The sequence below is a fragment of the Orbus hercynius genome (assembly GCF_003634275.1).
GTDB lineage: Bacteria > Pseudomonadota > Gammaproteobacteria > Enterobacterales > Orbaceae > Orbus > Orbus hercynius.
The window spans coordinates 50,620-73,979 of the sequence record NZ_RBWY01000001.1; the positions used below are offsets into that span (position 1 = coordinate 50,620).

The following is a 23,360-nucleotide window of genomic DNA, read 5'->3' on the forward strand; positions in this document are numbered from 1 at the left end:
ATTACAACATGAAACTAAAAAAATTACTCTTTGCGGCCGTGACTCTACCTGCTCTTTTTTTCGTTGCATTTATTATTGCTGATGCATTATTACCTTTACCGATGACTGAATTAAAGCCTACGCAGACGATTCTTGCTCAAAATGGCGTGCCGATGTGGCGATTTGCCGACAGTAATGGTATTTGGCGCTACCCAATTACGTTAGATGATGTTCCTGATTATTATCTACAAGCTTTGCTAACTTACGAAGATCGTCATTTTTATCAGCATGCTGGTATTGATTTTTTGGCAATATTACGAGCTGCATATCAAAATATTACGAATCGAAAAATTGTCTCGGGTGGTAGTACTATCTCAATGCAAGTTGCACGCATTATTGATCCTCATCAGCGCACAATTATAGGGAAATTTAGGCAATTATTTCGCGCATTACAATTAGAATGGCATTACAGTAAAGCTGAAATTTTAACGCTATATATTAATCGGGCTCCCTATGGTGGTATGATCGAAGGAATCGGTGCTGCAAGTTGGTCATATTTAGGTAAAGCACCGAGTGAGCTAACGCGCAGTGAGGCCGCTCTGTTTGCCGTTATACCTCAAGCACCCAGTCGCCTTAGACCCGACAGATATCCTGATAAGGCACAAAAAGCACGGGATAAAGTGCTCGCGAGATTACAAACCTATCAAGTTTGGTCTGCTGAAGTGATAGCACAAGTTAAACAAGAAGAAGTATGGATTTATCCCCGTAAGACGCCCCGATTAGCGCCGTTATTATCGCGTCGATTAAGTCAATCTTATCCTGCCAAATCAATTATCCGTTCGACCATTGACGAACCGCTCCAATATGCACTTGAAGATATGGCACTTAATTGGAAAAATCAGTTATTGCCTAAAAGCTCATTAGCTATTTTAGTGGTTGATCATACTGATATGACCGTAAAAGGTTATGTGGGTTCGGTTGATTTTCGTGATGCAAGTCGCCTTGGTCAAGTTGATATGATCAAATCTTACCGTTCGCCAGGATCAACATTGAAACCTTTTCTATATGGCTTAGCACTTAATGACGGTATGATTCATTCTGAATCATTATTGCAAGACGTACCGAGAATATCATCTCAGTACCGACCTAAGAATTTTGATACTGACTATCATGGTCCGGTGAGCGTGAGTGACGCGTTGCAGCGCTCACTAAACTTACCGGCAGTGCAGTTAATGGAGCTTTACGGCGCAACTCGTTTTACTAGCCAACTTAATTCTATTGGTTTGGAGCTGTCTTCACTAGAAAATCAGCCTAATATCAGCTATATTCTTGGCGGGGTATCGGTCAGGATGGATCAGTTGGTCAGTGCATATGGCGCGTTTGCTCGGCAAGGAAATGTTGCACCGTTACGTTTTACACTTGATGAACCGTTATTAGATAAAAGATTGATAAATAAGGGAAGTGCATGGGTGATTCGTCAGATCCTGGCTTTGCAGCCCGTTCCTATGTTAAAACAATCAAATAATCCGATTGTTCCTTTGGCATGGAAAACCGGTACGAGCTATGGTTATCGTGATGCGTGGGCAATTGGTATCAATCCTCGTTATCTTATCGGTATTTGGGTAGGAAGGCCAGATGGTACACCAGTTGTTGGGCAATATGGTACCCTTAGCGCTGTGCCCATTTTACAGCAGGTTAATTCGATTTTATTGAATAAGCAACGTAGCTTAAATCGTGATTTACCAACCGATCCGAAACCTGAATCGGTACGAGTCGCCAATATTTGTTGGCCGACAGGCCAAGAGCTCGATAGCTCGGATGAAAATTGCCATCGGCAAAAACGGGCTTGGATTGTCAATGACATGATTCCGCCAACGCTAGAACAGCTGCACATGTTAAAAAATAATCTCTACCGTTCAGGTACTATTACGATTTGGATTAATAAACGAGGATTAAGAGTTAATGCTGATTGTGTAGGGGCAACTAAAAAAGAGATTGCGCTTTGGCCTATCGAATTAGAAGGCTGGATTTTGGCAAAAGAAACCCGACAAACCTTAATTCCACCGACCGATTTATCGTGTCCGGCACTCGGCGATAACCAATCATTTCCCCTTTTAATTACCGGTATTCGCGCTAATGAAGTATTGCGTGCTCTACCCAATCAAGCTCAAATTACAATGACACTTAACAGCCAAGGCGGCAACGGTACTCGATGGTGGTTTTTAGATGGTAACTTAATGACTGAAACGATCAGTAATACGGCATTTACTGTCACTTTAAATGTTAATGATAAAGGTCGGCATGATTTATTATTATTGGACGAAAGCGGACAAATTGATAGAATATACTTTCATATTCAATAATAAGGTAGAGCCGTATGAGTGCAGAAAGAACATTATCAATTATTAAACCCAATGCGGTGAAAAAACGGTTGATTGGTAAAATTGAAGAACGGCTTGTACAAGCAAAGTTAGATATTATTGCCATGAAAATGGTTCATCTCACGAAAGAGCAGGCTGAAGGTTTTTATGCGGAGCACCAAGGTAAACCCTTTTTTGATGGACTGGTGCGATTTATGACATCCGGTCCAGTTGTTGTGCAAGTCTTAACTGGTGAAAATGCTATTTGCCGTTACCGTGAAGTCATGGGGGCAACCGATCTGGCAAAAGCGTTAGCGGGAACTTTGCGCTATGATTTTGCCGATAGCATTACTGAAAATGCGGTACATGGTTCTGATTCTCCCCAATCTGCTGAGCGTGAAATTGCGTATTTTTTTGCTGATGACGAGATTTTTGATTAAGTCATTGGTAAGAACAAGGCACTGATTAGTGCCTTGATTGCTAGATTAAACCTCTTCTGGCGTATAATCTTTTATACTTTCATGGGCGCGTCTTGCTTCACCTTTGTGTTGTAATTTATTTAACTGTTTTTCAAGTTTACTAATCAGTTCATTGACAGCAGTGTACATATCATCGTGTTTTGCGGAGGCAACTAACGGAGTTCCTTTCGTGGCAATGGTTGCATCAATAATAAATCCGTCTGGTTCTTTTGATAAAATAAAATGAGGATTAATAAGCTGCGCATGCCATTTATCAAGTTTAGCAAACTTTTCTTCTATGTAGCTTCTGATTGCAGGGGTGATATCCATTTGTTTACTGGTAATACTTAAAGTCATAAGTGACCTCCTTTCTGTTTACTAACAAATACCATCAAAATATTCATTACTGACTACATTGGCAAATTATTTTAAAAAGGTCAATACGTTATTCTTAACTCAGTTACCTTTAACCGAAAATTTACAAAAAATAGGAAATATCACTGAGTTATCATCGCATCATTATTTGTGCTTAATCATTGCCGTAACCAGAGTCGGGGATGGGTTTATGATCTAAATAGGCTTTACCATCGCGCATTTCCAGTCTGTTGTCACAAAACCATTTTATCACCAGTGGGTAGATCTGGTGCTCCTGAGCAATCACACGCTCAATCACGTCTGACTCTTCATCGTTGCTAAATATGGGCACTTTAGCTTGTAAAACAATTGGTCCGCCATCCAACTCTTCGGTAACAAAATGTACCGTGGTGCCGTGATCGCCATCTCCCGCTTCAATGGCCCGGCGATGGGTATGTAGTCCTGGGTACTTAGGTAACAGTGAGGGATGAATGTTTAGCATTTTACCGATATAACGCTGGACAAAATCGGCCGATAAGATACGCATATAGCCTGCTAAAACAATTAAATCGGGCTGATAGTGATCGATTTGCTTGGCGACCATTTGATCGAATGCTTCCCGCGATGAATAATCCTGATGATTAATCACGTGAGTTGCAATATGAGCTTGTTTAGCGCGCTCAAGTGCATAAACATCTGCTTTGTTACTGATTACTGCAACAATCTGGCCATTGATCTGTTTGGTGTGGCAGGCATCAATAATAGCTTGTAGATTTGAACCGCTGCCAGAAACAAGGACGACAATTTTTTTTATCATGACGATTTATACTCTGCATTGATTAAAAATAGAGGTAAAAAAGGCGATTGCTCGCCTTATTATCGTATTTATTTTATCACGACACGTTCTGGTGAATCGGATGCTTTTATCTCACCTAATAACCAAGCTTGTTCACCGTGCTGATTGAGTATTTTTATTGCATGTTCTACGGATTGTTTTGGCATAACAATAATTAAGCCGACACCACAGTTAAAAGTGCGGTACATTTCATGCTTAGCAACGTGGCCTGCTCGTTGTAGCCAATTGAAGACGGATGGCCATTGCCAGCTCTGTTCATTAATAATAGCTTGTGTGTTTTCTGGTAACACACGAGGAATATTTTCCCAGAAGCCGCCGCCGGTAATATGAGCAATGGCATGAACATCAACTTGCTCAATAAGATGTAAGACCGATTGTACGTAAATCTTTGTTGGAGCCAACAAGTGTGCTGTAAGAGGCTTGCCATCTAATTGTTCTTGGTCTGGGTTTACACCGCTAACTTCAATAATTTTTCTGACTAATGAATAACCATTGGAGTGGGGACCACTCGATGCTAAAGCGATAATGGCATCACCCTCTTGAACCTTGCTGCCATCAATAATTTTGGCTTTTTCGACTACGCCGACACAAAAACCAGCGATATCATAATCATCACCATGATACATGCCGGGCATTTCAGCCGTTTCACCACCGACTAAAGCACAGCCTGATTGTTTACAGCCTTCGGCAATGCCAGTAACAACCGTTGCGGCAACATCAACATTTAACTTGCCTGTTGCATAATAATCTAAGAAAAATAGCGGCTCAGCACCTTGTACAATGAGATCATTCACGCACATCGCAACTAAATCAATGCCGATGGTATCGTGCGAATTGAGATCGATGGCTAAACGCAGTTTGGTTCCGACGCCATCAGTACCCGACACAAGAATGGGTTCTTGATATTTTTGAGGAATTGCACATAAGGCACCAAATCCCCCTAAACCACCAAGAACTTCGTTACGGCGAGTCTCTTTTACGACATGTTTTATTCGATTGACTAATTCATTGCCGGCATCGATATCAACACCAGCATCTTTATAACTTAAAGATGTTTTATCTGACACAGTAAAACCCTCAAGGTCAATTGTAAGGTGAAATGAAGTTATATTCTAACAGTGTTAACTTATTATGGCGATAATGATTATTGCTTAATTTGTATTCTTTTGGTGATGGGAAGTTAAGGTAATGAGTTAATCAATTCTATTCAACATTAAGTGCGAACAATACGATACCTAATTCTACTACCGAGTCTATCGTGTGCTGATAAATATCAAGGCAATTTATTGCAATTTGGTTAAATTCAGCTATAATCTTTAACCTCTTACGGAAAGCGCTGGATTAGAGATCGGCCTTTCTTGGTGTTGATAATTTAATATTTTTTAGGAGTTACTATGTCTCTAAGTACAGAAAGCGTTGCACAAATCGTTGCAGAACATGGTCGTGGTGCAAATGATACGGGTTCTACAGAGGTGCAAGTTGCGCTTTTAACTGCGCGTATTAATGATTTACAAGGTCATTTTTCTGAACATAAAAAAGATCACCATAGCCGTCGTGGTTTATTACGTATGGTTTCTAGCCGTCGTAAATTACTTGATTATTTAAAACGTACTGATGTTGAGCGTTATAATCAATTAATCAAAAAATTAGGTCTACGTCGTTAATTCTGTCAGCTTTTTAGAAAGGGGTAATTATTACCCCTTTTTTTATCTCGATCATTTTATTTTGCATATTAAATACACATTGATTGTATTTATTATCACCTTTCAAAGCGATCGCAATATTGAATTGCTATAATGAGAAAATAGTTTTATAAATTAAATGGTTATTGTTTTTTAGTCACTATTTAATCACTGCGTTTTGTTTAATTATTAAGCAATCGATTGATTTCATGTCTTGCGTACATCTTTTTTCTCTCTATTATTTTCACAATGCAATGTCGCATATTTTTGAGATAACCTCATGGTCTTAACGATTATAAAAATTATTCTAAAAGTTCTCTTCCATGTTAGTGTTAAAGGTAACCTTAATCACTTTAATCACCAAAAGTTGATGATAACGGCCAATCATGTTTCCTTTTTGCATGGTATTTTATTAGGCGTGTTTTTACCTGTTCGGCCGGTGTTTGTTATTTATTCTGGTTATATTGATCATTGGTTTGTTAAATTAGCAAAACGTTATGTTGATTTTATCGCGATAAATCCAACCAATCCGATGGCGATTAAACAGTTAGTGCGACAAATCGATAAAAATCGGGCAGTGGTTATTTTCCCAGAAGGGAAAGCTGCATTGACTGGCTCATTAATAAAAATTTATGATGGAGCGGCATTTGTGGCTGCAAAGTCTGGCGCGACAATCGTACCGGTTTGGATTGAAGGCGCTGAATTGACATTTACCAGCCGTTTGAAAGGGATCTTTCGCCGCCGATTATTTCCGTGTATTACCATGCATGTGCTCGAGCCCAAACATATTGCGATGCCTATCGCTAAAAAAGCGAGCGAAAGGCGGTATATTGCCGGTGAAAAACTCCAGCAAATTATGATGCAAGCGCGCATAGAAAGCCGTCCTAAATTAACTCTCTTCGAGGCGCTATTAGAATCACAAGTACGTTATGGCGCTAATCTACCGATTATTCAAGATCCAACGACTACAAATTTGAGTTATCGTAAGCTCCTACAACAAATATTGGGTCTTGGATATATTTTTGACAAATTGACCCAAAAAAACGAGCGTGTAGGGGTTTTATTGCCAAATGCGGTTGTGAGTGTATCGGTGATTTTGGCGCTATCTCTCAAAAATCGCACGCCTGCGATGCTTAACTATACTGCTGGTGAAAAGGGATTAAATTGCGCGGTTAAGTCTGCACAAATTAAAACGATTATTACCTCAAGAAAATTTTTGAACAAAGGTAATTTGGATCATCTCTTGCACGAGATAAACGATGTGAACTGGTGTTTTTTGGAAGACTGTAAAGCGGATTTAACGTTAGTAAATAAAGCATCGGTTTTTATTTATCAATTTATACCTCGCTTGCTAACGCGAGCACATAACTCTGAAGAAGAGGCGTTAATACTATTTACTTCCGGCTCGGAAGGTAATCCAAAAGGGGTTGTTCATTCTCATAGTAGTTTGTTGGCGAATGTTGAGCAGATTCGCAGCGTGATTGATCCGATGCCAACTGATCGATTTATGTCAACGTTACCTTTATTTCATGCGTTTGGCTTGACGGCTGGATTATTCTTACCGCTGTATTCTGGTAGTCAGACATTTTTGTACCCCAATCCGCTGCATTATAAAATGGTACCTGAAATCATTTATGATCAAAATTGCACGGTACTATTTGGTACACCAACATTTCTTGCTAATTATGCACGTTATGCTCATCCTGATAATTTTATGCGCTTACGTTATGTCGTTGCAGGAGCAGAGCGATTATCAGATGCTACGCGTGATATTTGGAAAAATAAATTTGGTATTCGTATTTTAGAAGGATATGGCGTAACCGAGTGTGCGCCGGTTGTGTCACTCAATGTACCAATGGCATATAAACGTGGTTCAGTTGGTCGAGTTTTACCAGGCATGCGTACTCGTATTGTTCCTGTCGATGGTATTCAATCAGGGGGAAGGTTACAGCTACAAGGCCCTAATGTTATGAAAGGCTATTTGCTACTTGAACAGCCAGGTAAATTAGTCACGGTGAGTGCGACTGATAAAGACGGTAATGTGACCAAAGGCTGGTACGATACTGGTGATATTGTTGATATTGATTCTGATGGTTTTATTACGATTAAAGGTCGGCTTAAACGATTTGCAAAAATTGCTGGAGAAATGGTGTCACTAGAAAGTGTAGAATCATTGGCTAAAGCAGTTGATGCTCAAGGAATGCATGGCGCGACGATTAAAGCCGATGCAAGTAAAGGCGAAGCGATCGTATTATTTACTACATCTGATACTGTGAACCGAGACAAGCTCAATCAAGCAGCACAAACATTGGGTATTCCTGCATTAGCCGTGCCACGAGATATTCGTGTTATTAAACAGCTGCCTTTACTCGGAACGGGTAAAATCGATTTTGTTACATTGAGACAGATGGCTGATAAAAGTTAAACGATCCGTTTGCTAATCTAAATTATTATAGCGGTATGCTCATCATTATCGCTATAATTCTAGAGGATTATTATGAATAATCTCTCTTTATTAAGCCGATACATTGTGGCAACACTATTATAGCGATGGTTTCAGTGATAATTTCGCTTCTTTGATTTTATACATAAATAATTTAACAACATGATGGGCCGCTATATTATGCAAAATATTAATCTTTCTCATTTGGTCACTGAGAGCCGTAATCACGCCAGTGAGCAGATCGATGAACTATCGACTCTTGATATGCTCACTGTCATTAATAATGAAGATAAAACAATCGCTTTCGCTGTCGAACAAGTGTTACCGCAAGTCGCGTTAGCTGTCGATAAGATTGCTAACGCTTTTTTACAAGGCGGCCGTTTAATTTATGTCGGTGCCGGTACATCTGGACGTTTAGGGATTCTTGATGCAAGTGAATGTCCACCAACTTTTGGCAGCGCGCCCGAACAAGTCGTTGGCTTAATCGCTGGCGGTAATACGGCAATCTTTAAGGCGGTTGAAAATGTTGAAGATAATCAGTCTCTTGGCCAGCAGGATTTACAATCGGTTGGATTTACAGCAGCTGATATATTAGTTGCCATTGCGGCGAGTGGCCGAACCCCTTATGTGATCGGCGCGATGAATTATGCTAAATCGTTAAATGCAACGGTGGTGAGTTTATGCTGCAATCCCAATTCACCAATGGTTAGTTTAGCGGATATTGCAATTACCCCCGTTGTTGGGCCTGAGGTTATTACAGGCTCATCTCGAATGAAAGCGGGAACCGCGCAAAAGCTTGTACTTAATATGCTAACGACTGGCAGTATGATTAAAATCGGTAAGGTATTTGGTAATCTGATGGTTGATGTTGAGGCGACTAATGCCAAATTAGTTGAACGGCAAATCAACATTGTCATGCAAGCAACGTCGTGTACTCGGCAACAAGCTCAGCAAGCATTAGTTGTAACTAAGCGGGATTGTAAAACGGCGATTGTAATGATTCTAACGCATACTGACGCGGAGCAAGCTAAAGCGTTATTAAACCAGTGCGGTGGTTCTATCCGTAAAGTGTTGTCTGATGCGTGCTAGTATAAGAAGCGGTATTAATATAATAATTGTGCTTTAGAAATAATTATTTAATATTTATGGCTACTATTACCAGCTTAAGATTAGAAACCGCGATTGGATTAACTAAATTATAGGGTTCGTTTTATTACAATAAAAAGGCGACAAAGTTCGTTGACTATCTTGTTATTTACCTCTATAATCTCGACCTCTTTATAACCAAAGTGGAGTTTGTCTCCGCTCATTGTTAATAATTTGATTTAGGTATAAATCGTCATGAAACGTACATTTCAACCATCAGTTTTAAAGCGTAATCGTACTCACGGCTTTCGTGCTCGTATGGCTACAAAAAATGGTCGTCAAGTATTAGCTCGTCGTCGCGCTAAAGGTCGCGTTCGTTTAACTGTATCATCTAGCTAATATGTAAAGTTGAGTGATTAATTTGCTCACCTTTAGCAGGGAGTTACGTTTGCTAACTCCCGCCGACTTTAAACACGTCTTTAACCAGTCTATTCGGGTAAGTTCACCATATATCACTTTTGTTGCCAGAGAAAATTCTTTAACTCATTGCCGAATCGGTTTCGCAATTGCCAAAAAGCAAATTAAGCATGCACATGATCGTAATCGCCTTAAGCGTGTGATTAGGGAGCAGTTTCGTTTGGCACAGTGCGAACTTCCTGCAATAGATGTCATTGTAATGGCAAGATCTGCCGCTTCTGAACTCGATAATTCGGCGTTAAGGGCCGTCGTTGATAAATTATGGCAACGTCTCATTTTAATGCAGAAAAATCAACATTGAAATTATACTTGGCACAATTGACTTCATTAGGCGCAAATGGCTTTATTTGGATAATTCGGGGCTATCAGCGTTTTATTAGTCCATTACTTGGCCCACACTGCCGTTTTAATCCAACGTGCTCACACTATGCAATTATTGCACTAAAACGCTTTGGATTGATAAAAGGGAGTTGGCTAACGGTTAAACGTGTATTAAAATGTCATCCTTTACATGAAGGGGGCGACGATCCTGTTCCTCCTTGCAATGACAAAAAACAATAGAGAAAACACGAATGGCATCTCAACGTAACATTTTAATTATTGCTTTACTTTTTGTTTCTTATCTAATCTGGCAAGCTTGGGACAAAGATCATGCGCCTAAGCCTGCTACTGCAAATCAGTTATCAGAACAAATGGTAAGTAATGATGATGCAGTTGCAAACACTGCTGGACAAACCATCACCGTTAAGTCCGATGTGTTGTCTTTAGTTATCAATACTTACGGTGGTGATGTCCAATCAGCACAGTTATTAAAGTATGATCAAACCTTAGACTCACATACGCCATTTCAATTATTAATGGCTCGACCTGATTTTATTTATATAGCGGAGAGCGGATTAACGGGTAGAAATGGGCCAGATAACCCAAGACAAGGTTCGCGTCCGACTTATCAAGCAGCGCAAAAAGAGTTTGTTTTAGCTGATGGTCAAAATGAATTACGCGTGCCATTAACTTATTCGAAAGATGGCGTGACGTACACTAAAGTTTATGTGCTTAAGCGTGGTCAATATGCGTTAGATGTCAGCTATGATATTAATAACCAAACAGCCCAACCTATTGAAGTTGCGATGTATGGTCAGCTAAAGCAAACTGTTGACTTACCAACTGATGTAATAACTGAGGGCGGTGGTGGACTCGGTTTAAGCTCATTTCGTGGCGCAGCGTATTCAAGTTCTGAAACTAACTACACGAAATACAGTTTTGCTGATATTAAAGATAAAAACTTATCAGTGAACTCTTCAACCGGTTGGGTTGCTATGTTGCAACACTACTTTGCGTCAGCTTGGGTTCCAACACAAGATCAAGAGAACTTATTATATACGCGTTCAACCGCTAAAGGCAGCCAAGCAACGGTTGGTTTTAAAGGTGAAGAAACCGTGGTTAATGGTGGTCAATCGCAAACGATTACCGCTAAACTATGGTTAGGTCCAGAAATTCAAAGCCAATTAGCGGCAACTGCGAAGCACTTAGATTTAATTGTTGACTATGGTTGGTTATGGTTCTTATCGCAACCACTATTCCATTTATTGACTTTCATCCAAGGTTTTGTTGGTAACTGGGGCGTTGCAATTATCATTATTACCTTTATTGTGCGTGGTATTTTGTTCCCACTAACGCGTGCACAATATCGTTCATTGGCTAAGATGAAATTATTACAGCCAAGACTACAAGCACTTAAAGAGCGTTATGGTGATGATCGTCAAAAAATGAGCCAAGAGACGATGGCGCTGTACCGTGAAGAAAAAGTTAATCCTTTAGGCGGCTGTTTACCATTATTAGTACAGATGCCGATTTTCTTAGCATTATTCTATATGCTAGGTAGTTCGGTTGAACTTCGACAAGCACCATTTATGTTATGGATTCAAGATTTGGCCGCGCCAGATCCGTATTATATCCTGCCATTATTAATGGGCGGAACGATGTTCTTAATTCAAAAAATGTCGCCAACACCGGTGACTGATCCAATGCAGCAAAAATTAATGACGTTTATGCCATTAATCTTTACGGTGTTTTTCTTATGGTTCCCATCAGGATTAGTTTTATACTATATCGTGAGTAACTTATTTACGATTGTGCAACAACGTATTATTTACTGGGAGCTTGAGAAAAAAGGGCTTCACGATAAGAAGAAAAAATAATATCGCATTAAGGCAGAGCATTCTCTGCCTTAATTTTTTATGGACAAAAATGATATGCAACAACACATTATTTTAACGGGTCTTGAACAGGGCTATTGGTTTGTTAGTCAAAATGGTCGTTTATGGTTACCTAAAGGTGAAGTACCAAGTGGGCTTGCTAAGGATTTTGATTTTACCGGTGATAGCGCGCAGCCAATTGGCGAATGGCAAGGGCAAATTGCTTGGCTGATTTGTAAAGAGATGAAACACAGCATGGGATCGATTCGGCCTTTGCTGGGCAGTAGTGAGCAGGCGCTGTTTTTAATGGCTGGGCGTGCGGTACAATTGGCCGAATTTTATCGTTCACATAAATATTGTGGTTATTGTGGCCACCAAATGCATTTAAGTACCACTGAGTGGTGTTGTTTATGTGCGAAATGCCATCAGCGTTACTATCCCCAAATTTCGCCATCGATTATCGTTGCCATTCGCAATAAAAATAAAATTTTACTTGCGAAGCACACCAGACATGCTCAAGAAGATCTGTATACGGTTTTAGCGGGATTTGTTGAGGTCGGTGAAACGATGGAACAAGCGGTTGTGCGCGAAGTCTATGAAGAGTCGAAAGTGGCGATCAAGAATATTCGATATGTGGCTTCGCAGCCTTGGCCGTTTCCTAATTCAATGATGATGGCTTATTTAGCGGATTATGATCACGGTGAAATTAGCGTTGATCCCAGTGAATTGGTTGAAGCACATTGGTATCACTATAGTGAACTGCCTAAAATTCCAGAATATGGCACTGTCGCTCGGCGTTTAATTGAAGATACGGTTATTTTGTGCCGTGAATATGACGAGTTTGGCGAATAAATCTATTGAGCAAGGCTTATAGCTCTTGCTCAAACAAATCGAGAATCGTTTGATACAATTTTTTAACAGTAAAACCATTAGTTGGTGTGCTAAAAATCGTATCATCACCCGCAATCGATCCTAAAATGCCTTCTGATTTACCGATCGAGTCAAGTAATCGTGCAATTAGCTGAGCAGCGCCTGGGCTAGTGTGAATCACCACCATTGAATGATTATAGTCGATATCGAGCACTAAATTCTTGAGTGGACTTGAGGTCGTTGGCACGCTAATTTCTGTCGGTAAACAGTAAACCATTTCCATTTTCACATTGCGCGTTCGCACTGCACCAAATTTGGTTAACATCCGCGATACTTTGGATTGATTAACATGTTCAAACCCTTGCTCTTGTAGTGCCTGTACAATTTCCAGCTGTGAGCTGAATTTCTCTTGTTTTAGCATCTCTTTAAATATTTTAACAAGATCATCTGGTTTGTGCTGAGTTGTCATTGCTCAATAATTCCTATATTGATTGCATAAATCCGGATAATTATGCAATAAATTTGCATAAAATAAAATCATTAAATTACCCTTGTTTTATTTTAGTGCACTTTTTGGCCGAAATGCTTTAATTACTTGTTCTTGAGTTTCAATATAAGGCCCTTCGAGTAATTGAATACAATAAGGAATGCTAGCAAAAATACCGTTAACTAACACATTGCCATTAGCATCTTTAACGCCTTCAAGGGTCTCTTTAATCGATTTTGGTTGCCCTGGTAAATTGATAATTAAACAGCTTTTACGTATAACACCCACTTGCCGAGATAAGATAGCGGTTGGCACAAAGTGTAAGCTAATTTGCCGCATTTGCTCACCAAAACCAGGCATCACTCTATCGGCGATAGCTAAGGTGGCATCAGGCGTAATATCGCGCTTAGCTGGACCAGTGCCGCCAGTGGTTAAAATTAAGTGACACGAATGCATATCAACTAATTCCATTAATGCTTGCTCTACCAAAGGTTGTTCATCGGCAATTAACCTTGCTTCAACGGTAAATTCCCCTTTAATGGCAGTGGTTAACCAGTATTTTAGCTCTGGAATACCTTTATCTTCATAAACACCTGATGATGCTCTGTCTGACACAGAGACTAGGCCGATCTTTAACATATTCATATCCTTTTTACGCAGTTATGCTGCCATTATAGCAATAATCATTGGTATAAGCACCTTAAGGCGGCGAAGCCTATTCCAGTTGTTAAGACCTAATGGTGGGAAGGATTTCTGAGGTATTAACCGCAGCCTTGTTTATTAAAACCATCCTATTGATTGCGCTATCCGCCAAAAAGTAATAATTATGGTTAATCATCAATCAGTGCGCAATATTGTGTTGATTCTAAATTATGATAAATCACTAGTTTAGCATATCAAGATATTCAGATATCATGGCTTTGTCACCAATAAATACCGCCATCAGCCAGTACATCTTGGCTAATTATTAGTATATAATAAGCAAAATAATCCAATACATTGGTTGTTGTTATGAGTGAACTAAGCCTTGAAGCGCAGAAAGTGAAAACCGCATTAGAACAAAAAAATCTTGAAACCCCGCTTTGTCGCGTGGCGATGGATAATCGTGAACGAAAGGCGAAGATTGAAGCGCATTTTCGTGAAATCATGCAATTGATGGAACTCGATTTATCTGATGATAGTTTGGTTGAAACACCGCGGCGGGTGGCAAAAATGTATGTTGATGAAATTTTTTCTGGCTTGGATTATCATAATTTCCCTAAAATCACTTTAATTGAAAATAAAATGCAAGTCGATGAGATGATTACGGTACGTGATATTACATTAACGAGCGTATGCGAACATCATTTTGTCACGATAGACGGTAAAGCAACCGTGTCTTATATTCCTAAGTCATCGGTGATTGGATTATCTAAAATTAATCGTATTGTTGAGTTTTTTTCGCAGCGACCGCAAGTGCAAGAACGTTTAACGCAGCAAATCTTAGTTGCATTACAAACGTTACTTGGTACGGCGCATGTGGCTGTCTCAATCGATGCAACTCATTATTGTGTTAAAGCACGTGGTGTTAAAGATGCGACAAGCATTACCACAACGACGTCGTTAGGTGGTGGATTTAAAACGAACCCAAGTACTCGACAGGAATTTCTTCGATCATTAAAACACTATTGATAAACTATCGTTTAATCGTTGTTTTTGATAAAATTGTTAATTATTTAAGCTGGTATATAACCTTATTAATCCTATTTTGAAAGCGTGAACTAATGGAAATCATCCGAGGACTTTATAACTTACCGCCCGATTTTAAACACTGTGTGCTGACGTTGGGTAATTTCGATGGAATCCACTTAGGTCATCAAGCTTTGATTGCGCGTTTAAAACAAGTGAGCAAGGCGAAGCAATTGCCTGCCGTTGTCATGCTGTTTGAACCACAGCCACTGGAATTTTTTAGTGGTGATAATTCACCATCAAGATTGACCTCTTTCCAAGAGAAATATCACGTGCTTGATAAACTCGGCATTGATTATATTTTAGCGATTCCGTTTAATCAAACTTTTGCTAATATGCACGCAGATGCGTTTATTGAGCAGGGATTGATTAGTCGATTAAAAGCCCAATATATTGTTGTGGGTGATGATTTTCGTTTTGGCGCTAAAAGGCAAGGTGGGGCGGCATTACTTAAGCAATATGCGGCCAAGGGGCACTTTGAACTAGAAAGCTTACCTACATATATTGTTGAAGCGCAGCGCGTTAGCAGTACTGCTATTCGTCAAGCCTTATCAAACGATGATTTTACGTTGGCCCATATGCTATTAGGACGGGCTTATACCATTTTAGGGCGCGTGATTCATGGTAATCAATTAGCTCGGCAGCTTGGCTTCCCAACCGCTAACATCTTATTGCATCGTAAAAATCCGGCGCTACATGGCGTGTATTTTGTTAAAGTTCAAAATCAGTGTGATAATCAATTTTATCATGGCATTGCCAACATTGGCATCAGACCAACAATTAATGGGAAAGTCGCGGTTTTAGAAGTGCATATTTTTGACTTTAATCAGGATATTTATGGCCAGTATTTAGCGGTTGAATTTGTCAGTAAAATTCGTAACGAGGTGAAATTTGACTCGTTATCGGCATTACAGGCACAAATTCAACAAGATATTTGCATCGCTAAGCAGATTAGTGCAAAATTACAGATAACTTCCTGATACTGGCCTCTTTTAGGCTAATATTAAAGGCATTGAGTAAGTTCCTGATAGGGAGCTTGCCCAAATAGCATAATAGATTTATTAACTCAGTCATATTAAAGCGGAACAAATAGCATGACAGACTATAAAGATACATTGAACTTACCTGAAACAGGTTTTCCAATGCGAGGCGATTTAGCCAAACGCGAACCTGCAATGTTACAAAATTGGTATGATAAAGCGTTATATCGCCAGATTCGTACTGCGAAAAAAGGCAAAAAAAGTTTTATTTTGCATGATGGTCCTCCTTATGCAAACGGTAAACTTCATATCGGTCATGCGGTTAATAAAATTATTAAAGATATTATAATGAAATCTAAAACCTTAGCGAATTATGACTCGCCTTATATTCCGGGTTGGGATTGTCATGGTTTGCCAATTGAACAAAAGGTTGAAGAGCAAGTTGGTAAGCCCGGTGAAAAAATATCGCCTGCAGAGTTCCGTCAAATTTGTCGCGATTACGCGGCATCGCAAATCGAAATCCAAAAAGCTGATTTCATTCGCATGGGCGTGATGGGTGATTGGAATAACCCGTATTTAACCATGAATTTTGACACCGAAGCGAATATTATCCGCGCGCTAGGTAAAGTCATTAACAATAATCATTTGATTAAAGGGGCAAAGCCCGTTTATTGGTGTACTGAATGCATGTCATCGCTCGCTGAAGCTGAAGTGGAATATTATGATAAATCCTCGCCAGCGGTTGATGTAAAATTTAAAGCGGTTGATAGCAAAGCGGTTGCCAGTAAATTTGGTGTACAAACTGATTTACCCATTTATGCTGTTATCTGGACAACAACACCATGGACTTTACCCGCTAGCCGAGGGATTGCGCTTAACGCTGAATTTGACTACCAATTAGTGCAAGTCAATGGTCAAGAGTGCTTAATTTTAGCGACTGAACTGGTTGCTGCAATCATGCAAAAAATCGGTATTTCTGATTGGAAAGTGCTGGCAGCTTGTAAAGGTAGCGATCTGGAGTTATTGCGTTTTAAACATCCCTTATTTGATTTTGACGAGCCGATTGTTTTAGGTGATCACGTAACCGCTGATGCCGGTACTGGTGCTGTGCATACCGCGCCAGGCCACGGTGCAGATGACTTTATTGTGGGACAAAAATATGGGCTGGAAGTGGCTAATCCAGTTGGTGGCAATGGGTGTTACTTACCGGGAACTGGTCTTGGTTTAGATGGTGTATTTGTATTTAAAGCCAACAAAATAATTGTTGAAATGTTAAAAGAGCGTGATGCTTTATTACATTTTGAAAATATTGAGCACAGTTATCCGTGCTGTTGGCGGCACAAAACGCCTGTGATTTATCGTGCAACGCCACAGTGGTTTATTAGTATGGATAAACAGGGATTACGTGCACAATCACTTAGTGAGATTAAACAGGTTCGTTGGATCCCAGAATGGGGTGAAGCGCGTATTGAATCTATGGTTGCGAATCGCCCGGACTGGTGTATTTCACGTCAACGTACTTGGGGCGTACCAATGACGTTATTTGTCCACAAAGAGACTGATGAATTGCATCCTGACACGCTAGCACTAATTGAAAAAGTGGCTAAATTAGTTGAAAAATCAGGCATTCAAGCTTGGTGGGATGCTGACATTAAAGATCTATTAGGGCCTGATGCTGATGATTATCGCAAAATTCCTGATACATTGGATGTTTGGTTTGACTCAGGATCGACGTTTTATTCTGTGGTACAAGCAAGACCTGAGTTTAATGGTCAAGAAGCTGATATCTATTTAGAAGGCTCCGATCAGCATCGCGGTTGGTTTATGTCTTCATTAATGTTATCGACTGCGATTGATAATAAAGCCCCGTACAAGCAAGTATTAACGCATGGCTTTGTGGTTGATGGTCAAGGGCGTAAAATGTCTAAATCATTAGGCAATATTGTCACGCCACAAGAAGTGATGAATAAACTCGGTGCTGATATTTTGCGTCTGTGGATTGCTTCAACCGATTACTCTGGCGAAATTAGCTACTCTGAAGAGATTATCAAACGCTCAGCTGATAGCTATCGTCGTATTCGTAATACTGCACGCTTTTTACTGGCTAACCTTAATGGTTTCAATCCTGAAACAGATTTAGTAAAAGCGGAAGATATGGTGGTATTAGATCGTTGGGCGGTCAGTGTTGCTCGCGAAGCCCAAGCGGAAATTATTGAAGCTTATGATAATTACGATTTTCATAAAGTTGTCCAACGTATCATGCAATTCTGTTCAGTTGAAATGGGTTCATTCTATTTGGATATCATTAAGGATCGCCAATATACCGCTAAAGGTGATAGTGTTGCGCGTCATAGTTGTCAAACGGCGCTTTATCATATTGCGCAGGCGATGGTACGTTGGATTGCGCCAGTACTTTCATTTACGGCTGATGAAGTATGGCAATATCTACCGGGCACTAAACCGAGTGAATTTGTCTTTACCGATGAATGGTATCAAGACTTATTTACCTTGGCTGATAGTGAAAGCATGAACAGCGAATATTGGGGTCATATCCTGCAAATTCGGGATGCAGTGAATAAAGTATTGGAACAAGGGCGTAATGACAAAGTGATTGGTGGTTCATTAGAAGCTGCTGTTACTTTGTATGCTGATGAGTCTTTATTTAGTTCATTATCATCGCTACAAAATGAATTACGCTTTGTCTTGTTGACCTCTAAAGCAGAGGTTAAGCCGCTTGCACAAGCACCAAGTGAAGCCGTTAAGACTGAAATGGCTGGCTTAAAAATTGTGTTGGCTAAAGCGCCGGGTGATAAATGTCCTCGCTGCTGGCATTATACCGTTGATAATGATGCGACGACTCATTTATGTCAGCGCTGTGATAGTAATATTCATGGTTCTGGTGAAATTCGCCGATTTGCATAATTGCGTTATCAGCAACACAAGTGCTAAGGCAAGATCATAATCTTGCCTTTGCTGTTTAAAAGAGTGGTAGATATGAAGCAAACTTCCTTAAACAATAGTTCATCAAAAACCCGTTCCCTAAAAAACAGTGGTCTAATATGGTTAATCGTGACGATAGCTGTATTTGTTATTGATATTATGAGTAAATTTATTATTCATCATACGTTTTATTATGGCGAATCAATTCGACTATTTAGCTTTTTCTCAATCAGCTATCGCCGTAATACCGGCGCGGCATTTAGTATTCTTGAAGGACAACGCGGTCTGTTAGCGATAGTGGCAGTTGTGATAAGTATTTTTATTATCTATATGTTATATAAAAATGGGCGGCATAAAAAATTCGAGAATTTCTCATTGGCACTGATTTTGGGTGGTGCACTTGGTAATTTGTTCGATCGTATTTATCATGGTTATGTAATTGATTTTTTTGATGTAAACTTTGGAACTTGGCATTATCCCACGTTTAATCTGGCGGATTGTGCAATTTGTGTTGGTATTGCTTGTTTTATTTGGGCCAGCTGTAAAACACATAATAAGGAATCCTCATGAAAATCATATTAGCCAATCCACGGGGTTTTTGTGCCGGTGTTGATCGGGCAATTAGTATTGTTGAACGTGCGATAGCGCTCTTTGGCGCGCCGATTTATGTACGTCATGAAGTGGTGCATAATCGTTATGTCGTTAATCGTCTGAAAGAACTAGGCGCGATTTTTATTGAAGCGTTAAGCGATGTGCCTAATGAGTCGATTTTAATCTTTTCAGCCCATGGTGTCTCAAAAGCGATTCGTACAGAAGCTAAACTGCGTAACTTACAAGTTTTTGATGCCACATGCCCGTTGGTTACAAAAGTACATATGGAAGTGGCTAGAGCAAGTAATCGTGGTGAAGAGGTTATTTTAATTGGCCATGCCGGCCATATCGAAGTTGAAGGCACAATGGGTCAATATAGCAATTTACAAGGCGGCATGTATTTAGTTGAATCCGTTGCTGATGTGGCGACTTTAACCGTTAAAAATGAAAACTTTTTATGTTTTACTACTCAAACGACACTTTCGGTTGATGATACGGCTGAAATTATTGAGGCTTTGTACCACCGTTTTCCACAAATCCGCGGGCCACGTAAAAATGATATCTGCTATGCGACGACCAATCGGCAAGTTGCAGTGCGTCATTTAGCCCATCAAGCTGATGTGGTGCTGGTGGTGGGTTCAAAAAACTCATCGAATTCTAGTCGATTGGCTGAACTGGCTATACGAGAAGGTAAACCAGCTTATTTAATAGATTTTAGTTCTGATATTCAAACCGAGTGGTTAAAAGGAGCGAACGTTGTTGGGGTAACGGCAGGTGCTTCAGCGCCAGAAGTGTTAGTCAGTGAAGTGGTTGATCACCTTAAAATGCTCGGTGGAGTAGTGGTAAGCGAGATGGATGGAATCTTAGAGGATGTGTATTTTGAAATCCCTAAAGCGCTGCGCATTGATATCACGCAGGATTAGCGTGATTGCTGTAACTGGATAAATTTAGCCATTAACTCTTCATTGGTTTCATCATACTGCGGATCGGCAATAATCGCATTTTGGATCGGGCAAACGCGCTGGCAAGTTGAGTGATCATAATAACCGACACATTCAGTGCACTTTGCCGGATCGATTTGGTAAGTATCAAATCCCATTGAAATTGCATCGTTAGGGCATTCAGGTTCACACATATCACAATTAATACACTTGGATGTTATTTTTAAAGCCATTGAAAATACTTACCTATTTTATTATTACACCATCAAAATTACACCATCAAATTTTATGTCAGGTTTCACTCGCCTAAAAGGGGATTGGGTATTTGCCGCATACGCCTTTATCAGGCGCTCTAAAATAGCATAAAATTGTGATGTCGTCTAAATATCTTACGCGAGAAGTGAGCAGTTTATTTTATGATATCGCGGATTTATTTTTTTCAGCCAGTTTTTTTTCGGCAAAGGCTAAACAAATAATACCGGCAATAATGAGCCCTGCGCCTAAGCATCTAGCTAAGGTCAGGGTTTCATTAAAAATAAACACGGAGATGAGCATCACGGTAACAATTTGGGTACGTGAAGCGGCAAAAGCCGGTCCAACTGGAGCTTTTTTCAGTAGAATCATCCAGCTAAAAAACGCACCCGCATAACTGAGCGTGGTAATATATATCCATTTATTAGATAAAATACGCATGATCCATGCTAAAGAGTACTCAAGGGGCCTCGCCTCTAATGCCGAAAACTTGAAACCAGTTTGACCTAGTGTGTCAAAAAATAACAAACAGGCAAATCCTATTAAGTAAAATCGCGCCATCAACCCACTCCAACTAGAATAACGCCAGCTGTAATTAAGATCACGCCGATAATGCGCAGCGGCGTGAGCTGTTCTTTAAATAGCAAACGACCCACAATCATCACTGAAATAATATTAGCAGAGCCTAGCAAAATGGCTTGCGATAGGGGAAGCAGCGTTAAAAAGGCAATCCAAAATAAAAAACCAACGCCATAGGATAAAAAGCCAATCCACAACCAATAGTTGCGTAATAAACCAAGCCAATAACCCAATTTGGTCTGATTGCTCGGCGATATTGCCGCGTACTTAAAGGCAATTTGCCCAACCGTATCGCAGCAGACATTGATGAACCATAATCCAATAATGATTAGCGTCATAGTCGTTAAGAGGTTAGATTCGTCGATGAAGCACATGACGGGCATAGTCCATGTATTTCAATAATACTGTGTTTAATCATAAAGTGACTTTGATTGGCTAATTGTTGTAGCTGATGTTCAATTTCATGATTATTTTTTTCAAGAATTTGTTTACAGTTATCGCAAATAAATAAGATAGAAATGTGATTGGGATGGCTAAAATGCGGACAAATAATATAGCTATTTGATGACTCAACTTTATGAATAAATCCTTGTTCGATAAGAAATTCTAACGCACGATAAATGGTTGGTGGTTTAGCTTGAGGCTCATCTTGCTTTAATAGATCAAGCAGATCATAAGCGCTCATCGCTTTCTTGGCTTGTAACATAATCTCAAGCACCAGTCGGCGCTGATTAGTCAACTTGACATTGCGTTTTTTACAGACCAGTTCAATATCGTTAATAATTGAGGCATGATTGTTTGAATGCATAACTTGACCTCATTTCTTCTTAGCGCGGTTTGCCGCACGTTTGCGCCTGATTTCTTTTGGATCATTAATCAGGGGGCGGTAAATTTCAATACGATCGCCATCGTTGACCATATCGCTCAAGTCAACGAGTTTACCATAAATACCCACTTGATAGTCTGTCAGGTTAATGTTGTGTGTTGATAAAATATTGGATTGCATAATAGCTTGTGACACACTGCTATGCGCTGGCAGACAAACATCAATGATGGTTGGATTTTCCGGTAAGGCATAGACAACTTGTAGATTTATCATAGCACAATTCTCATTTGGTATAAATTTGCTTAGCTCGCTTACTAAAGGCTTTTACCATGTTTTCCATGAGTTCTTTAAACAGCGGCGTAAAAGTCAAATCAAGCAGTTTACTTTTAAATTCAAATTTTAACGCAAAGCTAATTTTACATTCATGTTCTGACAGTTCGGTAAATGTCCAATCACCTTGTAATTGCTTGAATGGGCCATCCACTAATGCCATTTCGATACGATATGGCTTAGTAAGTTTGTTGGTCGTAATAAATTTCTTCTTAAAGCCTAACTTTTCGACTTCCAGATAGGCCAAAATAAGATCGTCTTGCTGTTTGAGTATACCGGCACTGGCGCAATCAGGTATGAACTGGGGATAGGCATTAATGTCGTTGACTAAATCGAACATCTGCTCCGCAGAATAGGGCTCTCTTATTTCATAAAAAACATTTGTCATAAATTTAAATTATTAATTACACAAAAAATTGTGGCATATAATATCATGTAAATCTATAATATCGCATATTATGACAAAGAAAAAATCCCACAAGCCGGGTTCGGCAACAATTGCACTTAACAAGCGCGCACGACACGAATACTTCATTGAAGAAGAGATCGAGGCTGGTCTGTCTTTACAAGGTTGGGAAGTCAAATCGTTACGTGCAGGTAAAGTGAACATTAGTGATAGCTACGTATTATTAAGAGATGGCGAAGCTTGGCTGTTTGGCGCAACCATTACTCCGTTAACTGTTGCATCAAGTCATGTCGTTTGTGATCCTACTCGCACGCGTAAATTACTGTTAAATCAAAAAGAGCTCAGTGGATTATTTGGTCGTATCAATCGTGAAGGCTATACGGTTGTGGCTTTATCAATGTATTGGAAAAATGCCTGGGTCAAAATTAAAATTGGTGTTGCCAAAGGTAAAAAACAATTTGATAAGCGCGAAGACGTTAAAGATCGCGAATGGCAAGTGAATAAAGCCCGCATTATGAAGCACGCTAACCGATAGCGATC

27 protein-coding genes are annotated in these 23,360 nt (G+C 39.8%); 16 read left to right on the forward strand and 11 right to left on the reverse strand.

Annotated features, from left to right (window positions below):
- Positions 1 to 8 precede the first annotated feature (8 nt).
- On the forward strand, positions 9 to 2,342 hold the full coding sequence (gene pbpC / locus DES39_RS00255; protein WP_121143775.1) for a penicillin-binding protein 1C: 2,334 nt from the start codon (positions 9 to 11) through the stop codon (positions 2,340 to 2,342).
- A gap of 14 nt (positions 2,343 to 2,356) precedes the next feature.
- The gene (gene ndk / locus DES39_RS00260; RefSeq protein ID WP_121143776.1) at positions 2,357 to 2,779 is read left to right on the forward strand and encodes a nucleoside-diphosphate kinase; all 423 of its coding nucleotides are present in this window, start codon (positions 2,357 to 2,359) and stop codon (positions 2,777 to 2,779) included.
- Between the two features lie 45 nt (positions 2,780 to 2,824).
- On the opposite strand, the gene raiA is transcribed toward ndk, so the two are convergent.
- The 3 genes from raiA to purM all read right to left on the reverse strand — a co-directional run bounded on the left by raiA (position 2,825) and on the right by purM (position 5,074).
- On the reverse strand, positions 2,825 to 3,154 hold the full coding sequence (gene raiA / locus DES39_RS00265) for a ribosome-associated translation inhibitor RaiA (protein WP_121143777.1): 330 nt from the start codon (positions 3,152 to 3,154) through the stop codon (positions 2,825 to 2,827).
- Positions 3,155 to 3,326: 172 nt separating this feature from the next.
- The gene (purN, locus tag DES39_RS00270; protein ID WP_121144738.1) at positions 3,327 to 3,965 is read right to left on the reverse strand and encodes a phosphoribosylglycinamide formyltransferase; all 639 of its coding nucleotides are present in this window, start codon (positions 3,963 to 3,965) and stop codon (positions 3,327 to 3,329) included.
- 71 nt (positions 3,966 to 4,036) lie between these two features.
- Positions 4,037 to 5,074, reverse strand: a complete 1,038-nt coding sequence (gene purM, locus DES39_RS00275; RefSeq protein ID WP_121143778.1) for a phosphoribosylformylglycinamidine cyclo-ligase — start codon at positions 5,072 to 5,074, stop codon at positions 4,037 to 4,039.
- A 327-nt stretch (positions 5,075 to 5,401) separates the two neighbouring features.
- Between purM and rpsO the strand changes: the two genes are divergently transcribed.
- The 8 genes from rpsO to nudC all read left to right on the forward strand — a co-directional run bounded on the left by rpsO (position 5,402) and on the right by nudC (position 12,742).
- Positions 5,402 to 5,671, forward strand: a complete 270-nt coding sequence (rpsO, locus tag DES39_RS00280) for a 30S ribosomal protein S15 (RefSeq protein WP_121143779.1) — start codon at positions 5,402 to 5,404, stop codon at positions 5,669 to 5,671.
- A 298-nt stretch (positions 5,672 to 5,969) separates the two neighbouring features.
- Entirely contained in the window at positions 5,970 to 8,114 is a 2,145-nt protein-coding gene (gene aas, locus DES39_RS00285; RefSeq protein WP_121143780.1) for a bifunctional acyl-ACP--phospholipid O-acyltransferase/long-chain-fatty-acid--ACP ligase, read from the forward strand.
- 198 nt (positions 8,115 to 8,312) lie between these two features.
- Positions 8,313 to 9,221 carry an N-acetylmuramic acid 6-phosphate etherase gene (murQ, locus tag DES39_RS00290; protein WP_121144739.1) on the forward strand — a complete coding sequence of 303 codons (909 nt, stop codon included), beginning with the start codon at positions 8,313 to 8,315 and terminating at the stop codon, positions 9,219 to 9,221.
- Positions 9,222 to 9,473: 252 nt separating this feature from the next.
- Positions 9,474 to 9,617, forward strand: coding sequence for a 50S ribosomal protein L34 (rpmH, locus tag DES39_RS00295; protein WP_121143781.1), 144 nt, complete (start codon positions 9,474 to 9,476; stop codon positions 9,615 to 9,617).
- 16 nt (positions 9,618 to 9,633) lie between these two features.
- Positions 9,634 to 9,996: a ribonuclease P protein component gene (rnpA, locus tag DES39_RS00300; protein ID WP_121144740.1), complete on the forward strand. Its 363-nt coding sequence runs from the start codon at positions 9,634 to 9,636 to the stop codon at positions 9,994 to 9,996.
- Positions 9,997 to 10,004: 8 nt separating this feature from the next.
- Positions 10,005 to 10,256 carry a membrane protein insertion efficiency factor YidD gene (yidD, locus tag DES39_RS00305; protein WP_245959539.1) on the forward strand — a complete coding sequence of 84 codons (252 nt, stop codon included), beginning with the start codon at positions 10,005 to 10,007 and terminating at the stop codon, positions 10,254 to 10,256.
- Between the two features lie 11 nt (positions 10,257 to 10,267).
- Positions 10,268 to 11,893 (forward strand): membrane protein insertase YidC, encoded by a 1,626-nt coding sequence (yidC, locus tag DES39_RS00310; protein WP_121143783.1) that lies wholly within the window; start codon positions 10,268 to 10,270, stop codon positions 11,891 to 11,893.
- Between the two features lie 54 nt (positions 11,894 to 11,947).
- Positions 11,948 to 12,742, forward strand: a complete 795-nt coding sequence (nudC, locus tag DES39_RS00315; protein WP_121144741.1) for an NAD(+) diphosphatase — start codon at positions 11,948 to 11,950, stop codon at positions 12,740 to 12,742.
- A 16-nt stretch (positions 12,743 to 12,758) separates the two neighbouring features.
- Here nudC and argR read toward each other — a convergent pair whose 3' ends face one another.
- Complete coding sequence (argR, locus tag DES39_RS00320) at positions 12,759 to 13,229, reverse strand: transcriptional regulator ArgR (protein WP_121143784.1); 471 nt, start codon at positions 13,227 to 13,229, stop codon at positions 12,759 to 12,761.
- Between the two features lie 87 nt (positions 13,230 to 13,316).
- A complete protein-coding gene (gene mog / locus DES39_RS00325; RefSeq protein WP_121143785.1) occupies positions 13,317 to 13,892 on the reverse strand; it encodes a molybdopterin adenylyltransferase in 576 nt (191 codons plus the stop codon).
- A 366-nt stretch (positions 13,893 to 14,258) separates the two neighbouring features.
- On the opposite strand from mog, the gene folE reads away from it, so the two are divergent.
- The 5 genes from folE (at position 14,259) to ispH (ending at position 20,409) form a co-directional block, all read left to right on the forward strand.
- Entirely contained in the window at positions 14,259 to 14,918 is a 660-nt protein-coding gene (gene folE / locus DES39_RS00330) for a GTP cyclohydrolase I FolE (protein ID WP_121143786.1), read from the forward strand.
- Positions 14,919 to 15,010: 92 nt separating this feature from the next.
- Entirely contained in the window at positions 15,011 to 15,955 is a 945-nt protein-coding gene (gene ribF / locus DES39_RS00335) for a bifunctional riboflavin kinase/FAD synthetase (protein WP_121143787.1), read from the forward strand.
- 114 nt (positions 15,956 to 16,069) lie between these two features.
- Positions 16,070 to 18,877 carry an isoleucine--tRNA ligase gene (gene ileS / locus DES39_RS00340; protein ID WP_121143788.1) on the forward strand — a complete coding sequence of 936 codons (2,808 nt, stop codon included), beginning with the start codon at positions 16,070 to 16,072 and terminating at the stop codon, positions 18,875 to 18,877.
- A 72-nt stretch (positions 18,878 to 18,949) separates the two neighbouring features.
- Complete coding sequence (gene lspA / locus DES39_RS00345) at positions 18,950 to 19,465, forward strand: signal peptidase II (RefSeq protein WP_121143789.1); 516 nt, start codon at positions 18,950 to 18,952, stop codon at positions 19,463 to 19,465.
- Positions 19,462 to 20,409, forward strand: a complete 948-nt coding sequence (gene ispH / locus DES39_RS00350; RefSeq protein WP_121143790.1) for a 4-hydroxy-3-methylbut-2-enyl diphosphate reductase — start codon at positions 19,462 to 19,464, stop codon at positions 20,407 to 20,409. Before lspA ends, ispH begins: the two co-directional genes overlap by 4 nt.
- Here the strand turns inward: ispH and DES39_RS00355 are convergent.
- From DES39_RS00355 to DES39_RS00380, 6 genes are all read right to left on the reverse strand, one after another.
- On the reverse strand, positions 20,406 to 20,660 hold the full coding sequence (locus tag DES39_RS00355; protein WP_121143791.1) for a YfhL family 4Fe-4S dicluster ferredoxin: 255 nt from the start codon (positions 20,658 to 20,660) through the stop codon (positions 20,406 to 20,408). The genes ispH and DES39_RS00355 overlap by 4 nt on opposite strands.
- 181 nt (positions 20,661 to 20,841) lie before the next feature.
- Positions 20,842 to 21,240 (reverse strand): DMT family transporter, encoded by a 399-nt coding sequence (locus tag DES39_RS00360; protein WP_121143792.1) that lies wholly within the window; start codon positions 21,238 to 21,240, stop codon positions 20,842 to 20,844.
- Entirely contained in the window at positions 21,240 to 21,632 is a 393-nt protein-coding gene (locus tag DES39_RS00365) for a DMT family transporter (RefSeq protein ID WP_245959541.1), read from the reverse strand. Before DES39_RS00365 ends, DES39_RS00360 begins: the two co-directional genes overlap by 1 nt.
- Entirely contained in the window at positions 21,602 to 22,066 is a 465-nt protein-coding gene (zur, locus tag DES39_RS00370) for a zinc uptake transcriptional repressor Zur (RefSeq protein ID WP_121143794.1), read from the reverse strand. Before zur ends, DES39_RS00365 begins: the two co-directional genes overlap by 31 nt.
- 9 nt (positions 22,067 to 22,075) lie before the next feature.
- Positions 22,076 to 22,357, reverse strand: a complete 282-nt coding sequence (locus DES39_RS00375; protein ID WP_121143795.1) for an RnfH family protein — start codon at positions 22,355 to 22,357, stop codon at positions 22,076 to 22,078.
- Between the two features lie 10 nt (positions 22,358 to 22,367).
- Positions 22,368 to 22,802: a type II toxin-antitoxin system RatA family toxin gene (locus DES39_RS00380; protein WP_121143796.1), complete on the reverse strand. Its 435-nt coding sequence runs from the start codon at positions 22,800 to 22,802 to the stop codon at positions 22,368 to 22,370.
- Positions 22,803 to 22,872: 70 nt separating this feature from the next.
- Here DES39_RS00380 and smpB point away from each other — a divergent pair, with 70 nt between their 5' ends.
- Complete coding sequence (gene smpB / locus DES39_RS00385) at positions 22,873 to 23,355, forward strand: SsrA-binding protein SmpB (RefSeq protein WP_121143797.1); 483 nt, start codon at positions 22,873 to 22,875, stop codon at positions 23,353 to 23,355.
- The last annotated feature ends 5 nt before the right edge of the window (positions 23,356 to 23,360 follow it).

Excerpts from the sequence above, each read along its gene's own strand:
- pbpC (WP_121143775.1), top strand. The coding sequence starts at position 9 with ATGAAACTAAAAAAATTACTCTTTGCGGCCGTGACTCTACCTGCTCTT.
- ndk (WP_121143776.1), top strand. The coding sequence starts at position 2,357 with ATGAGTGCAGAAAGAACATTATCAATTATTAAACCCAATGCGGTGAAA.
- raiA (WP_121143777.1), bottom strand. The coding sequence starts at position 3,154 with ATGACTTTAAGTATTACCAGTAAACAAATGGATATCACCCCTGCAATC.
- rpsO (WP_121143779.1), top strand. The coding sequence starts at position 5,402 with ATGTCTCTAAGTACAGAAAGCGTTGCACAAATCGTTGCAGAACATGGT.
- aas (WP_121143780.1), top strand. The coding sequence starts at position 5,970 with ATGGTCTTAACGATTATAAAAATTATTCTAAAAGTTCTCTTCCATGTT.
- murQ (WP_121144739.1), top strand. The coding sequence starts at position 8,313 with ATGCAAAATATTAATCTTTCTCATTTGGTCACTGAGAGCCGTAATCAC.
- rpmH (WP_121143781.1), top strand. The coding sequence starts at position 9,474 with ATGAAACGTACATTTCAACCATCAGTTTTAAAGCGTAATCGTACTCAC.
- yidC (WP_121143783.1), top strand. The coding sequence starts at position 10,268 with ATGGCATCTCAACGTAACATTTTAATTATTGCTTTACTTTTTGTTTCT.
- nudC (WP_121144741.1), top strand. The coding sequence starts at position 11,948 with ATGCAACAACACATTATTTTAACGGGTCTTGAACAGGGCTATTGGTTT.
- argR (WP_121143784.1), bottom strand. The coding sequence starts at position 13,229 with ATGACAACTCAGCACAAACCAGATGATCTTGTTAAAATATTTAAAGAG.
- mog (WP_121143785.1), bottom strand. The coding sequence starts at position 13,892 with ATGAATATGTTAAAGATCGGCCTAGTCTCTGTGTCAGACAGAGCATCA.
- folE (WP_121143786.1), top strand. The coding sequence starts at position 14,259 with ATGAGTGAACTAAGCCTTGAAGCGCAGAAAGTGAAAACCGCATTAGAA.
- ribF (WP_121143787.1), top strand. The coding sequence starts at position 15,011 with ATGGAAATCATCCGAGGACTTTATAACTTACCGCCCGATTTTAAACAC.
- ileS (WP_121143788.1), top strand. The coding sequence starts at position 16,070 with ATGACAGACTATAAAGATACATTGAACTTACCTGAAACAGGTTTTCCA.
- lspA (WP_121143789.1), top strand. The coding sequence starts at position 18,950 with ATGAAGCAAACTTCCTTAAACAATAGTTCATCAAAAACCCGTTCCCTA.
- ispH (WP_121143790.1), top strand. The coding sequence starts at position 19,462 with ATGAAAATCATATTAGCCAATCCACGGGGTTTTTGTGCCGGTGTTGAT.
- DES39_RS00355 (WP_121143791.1), bottom strand. The coding sequence starts at position 20,660 with ATGGCTTTAAAAATAACATCCAAGTGTATTAATTGTGATATGTGTGAA.
- DES39_RS00360 (WP_121143792.1), bottom strand. The coding sequence starts at position 21,240 with ATGGCGCGATTTTACTTAATAGGATTTGCCTGTTTGTTATTTTTTGAC.
- DES39_RS00365 (WP_245959541.1), bottom strand. The coding sequence starts at position 21,632 with ATGTGCTTCATCGACGAATCTAACCTCTTAACGACTATGACGCTAATC.
- zur (WP_121143794.1), bottom strand. The coding sequence starts at position 22,066 with ATGCATTCAAACAATCATGCCTCAATTATTAACGATATTGAACTGGTC.
- DES39_RS00375 (WP_121143795.1), bottom strand. The coding sequence starts at position 22,357 with ATGATAAATCTACAAGTTGTCTATGCCTTACCGGAAAATCCAACCATC.
- DES39_RS00380 (WP_121143796.1), bottom strand. The coding sequence starts at position 22,802 with ATGACAAATGTTTTTTATGAAATAAGAGAGCCCTATTCTGCGGAGCAG.
- smpB (WP_121143797.1), top strand. The coding sequence starts at position 22,873 with ATGACAAAGAAAAAATCCCACAAGCCGGGTTCGGCAACAATTGCACTT.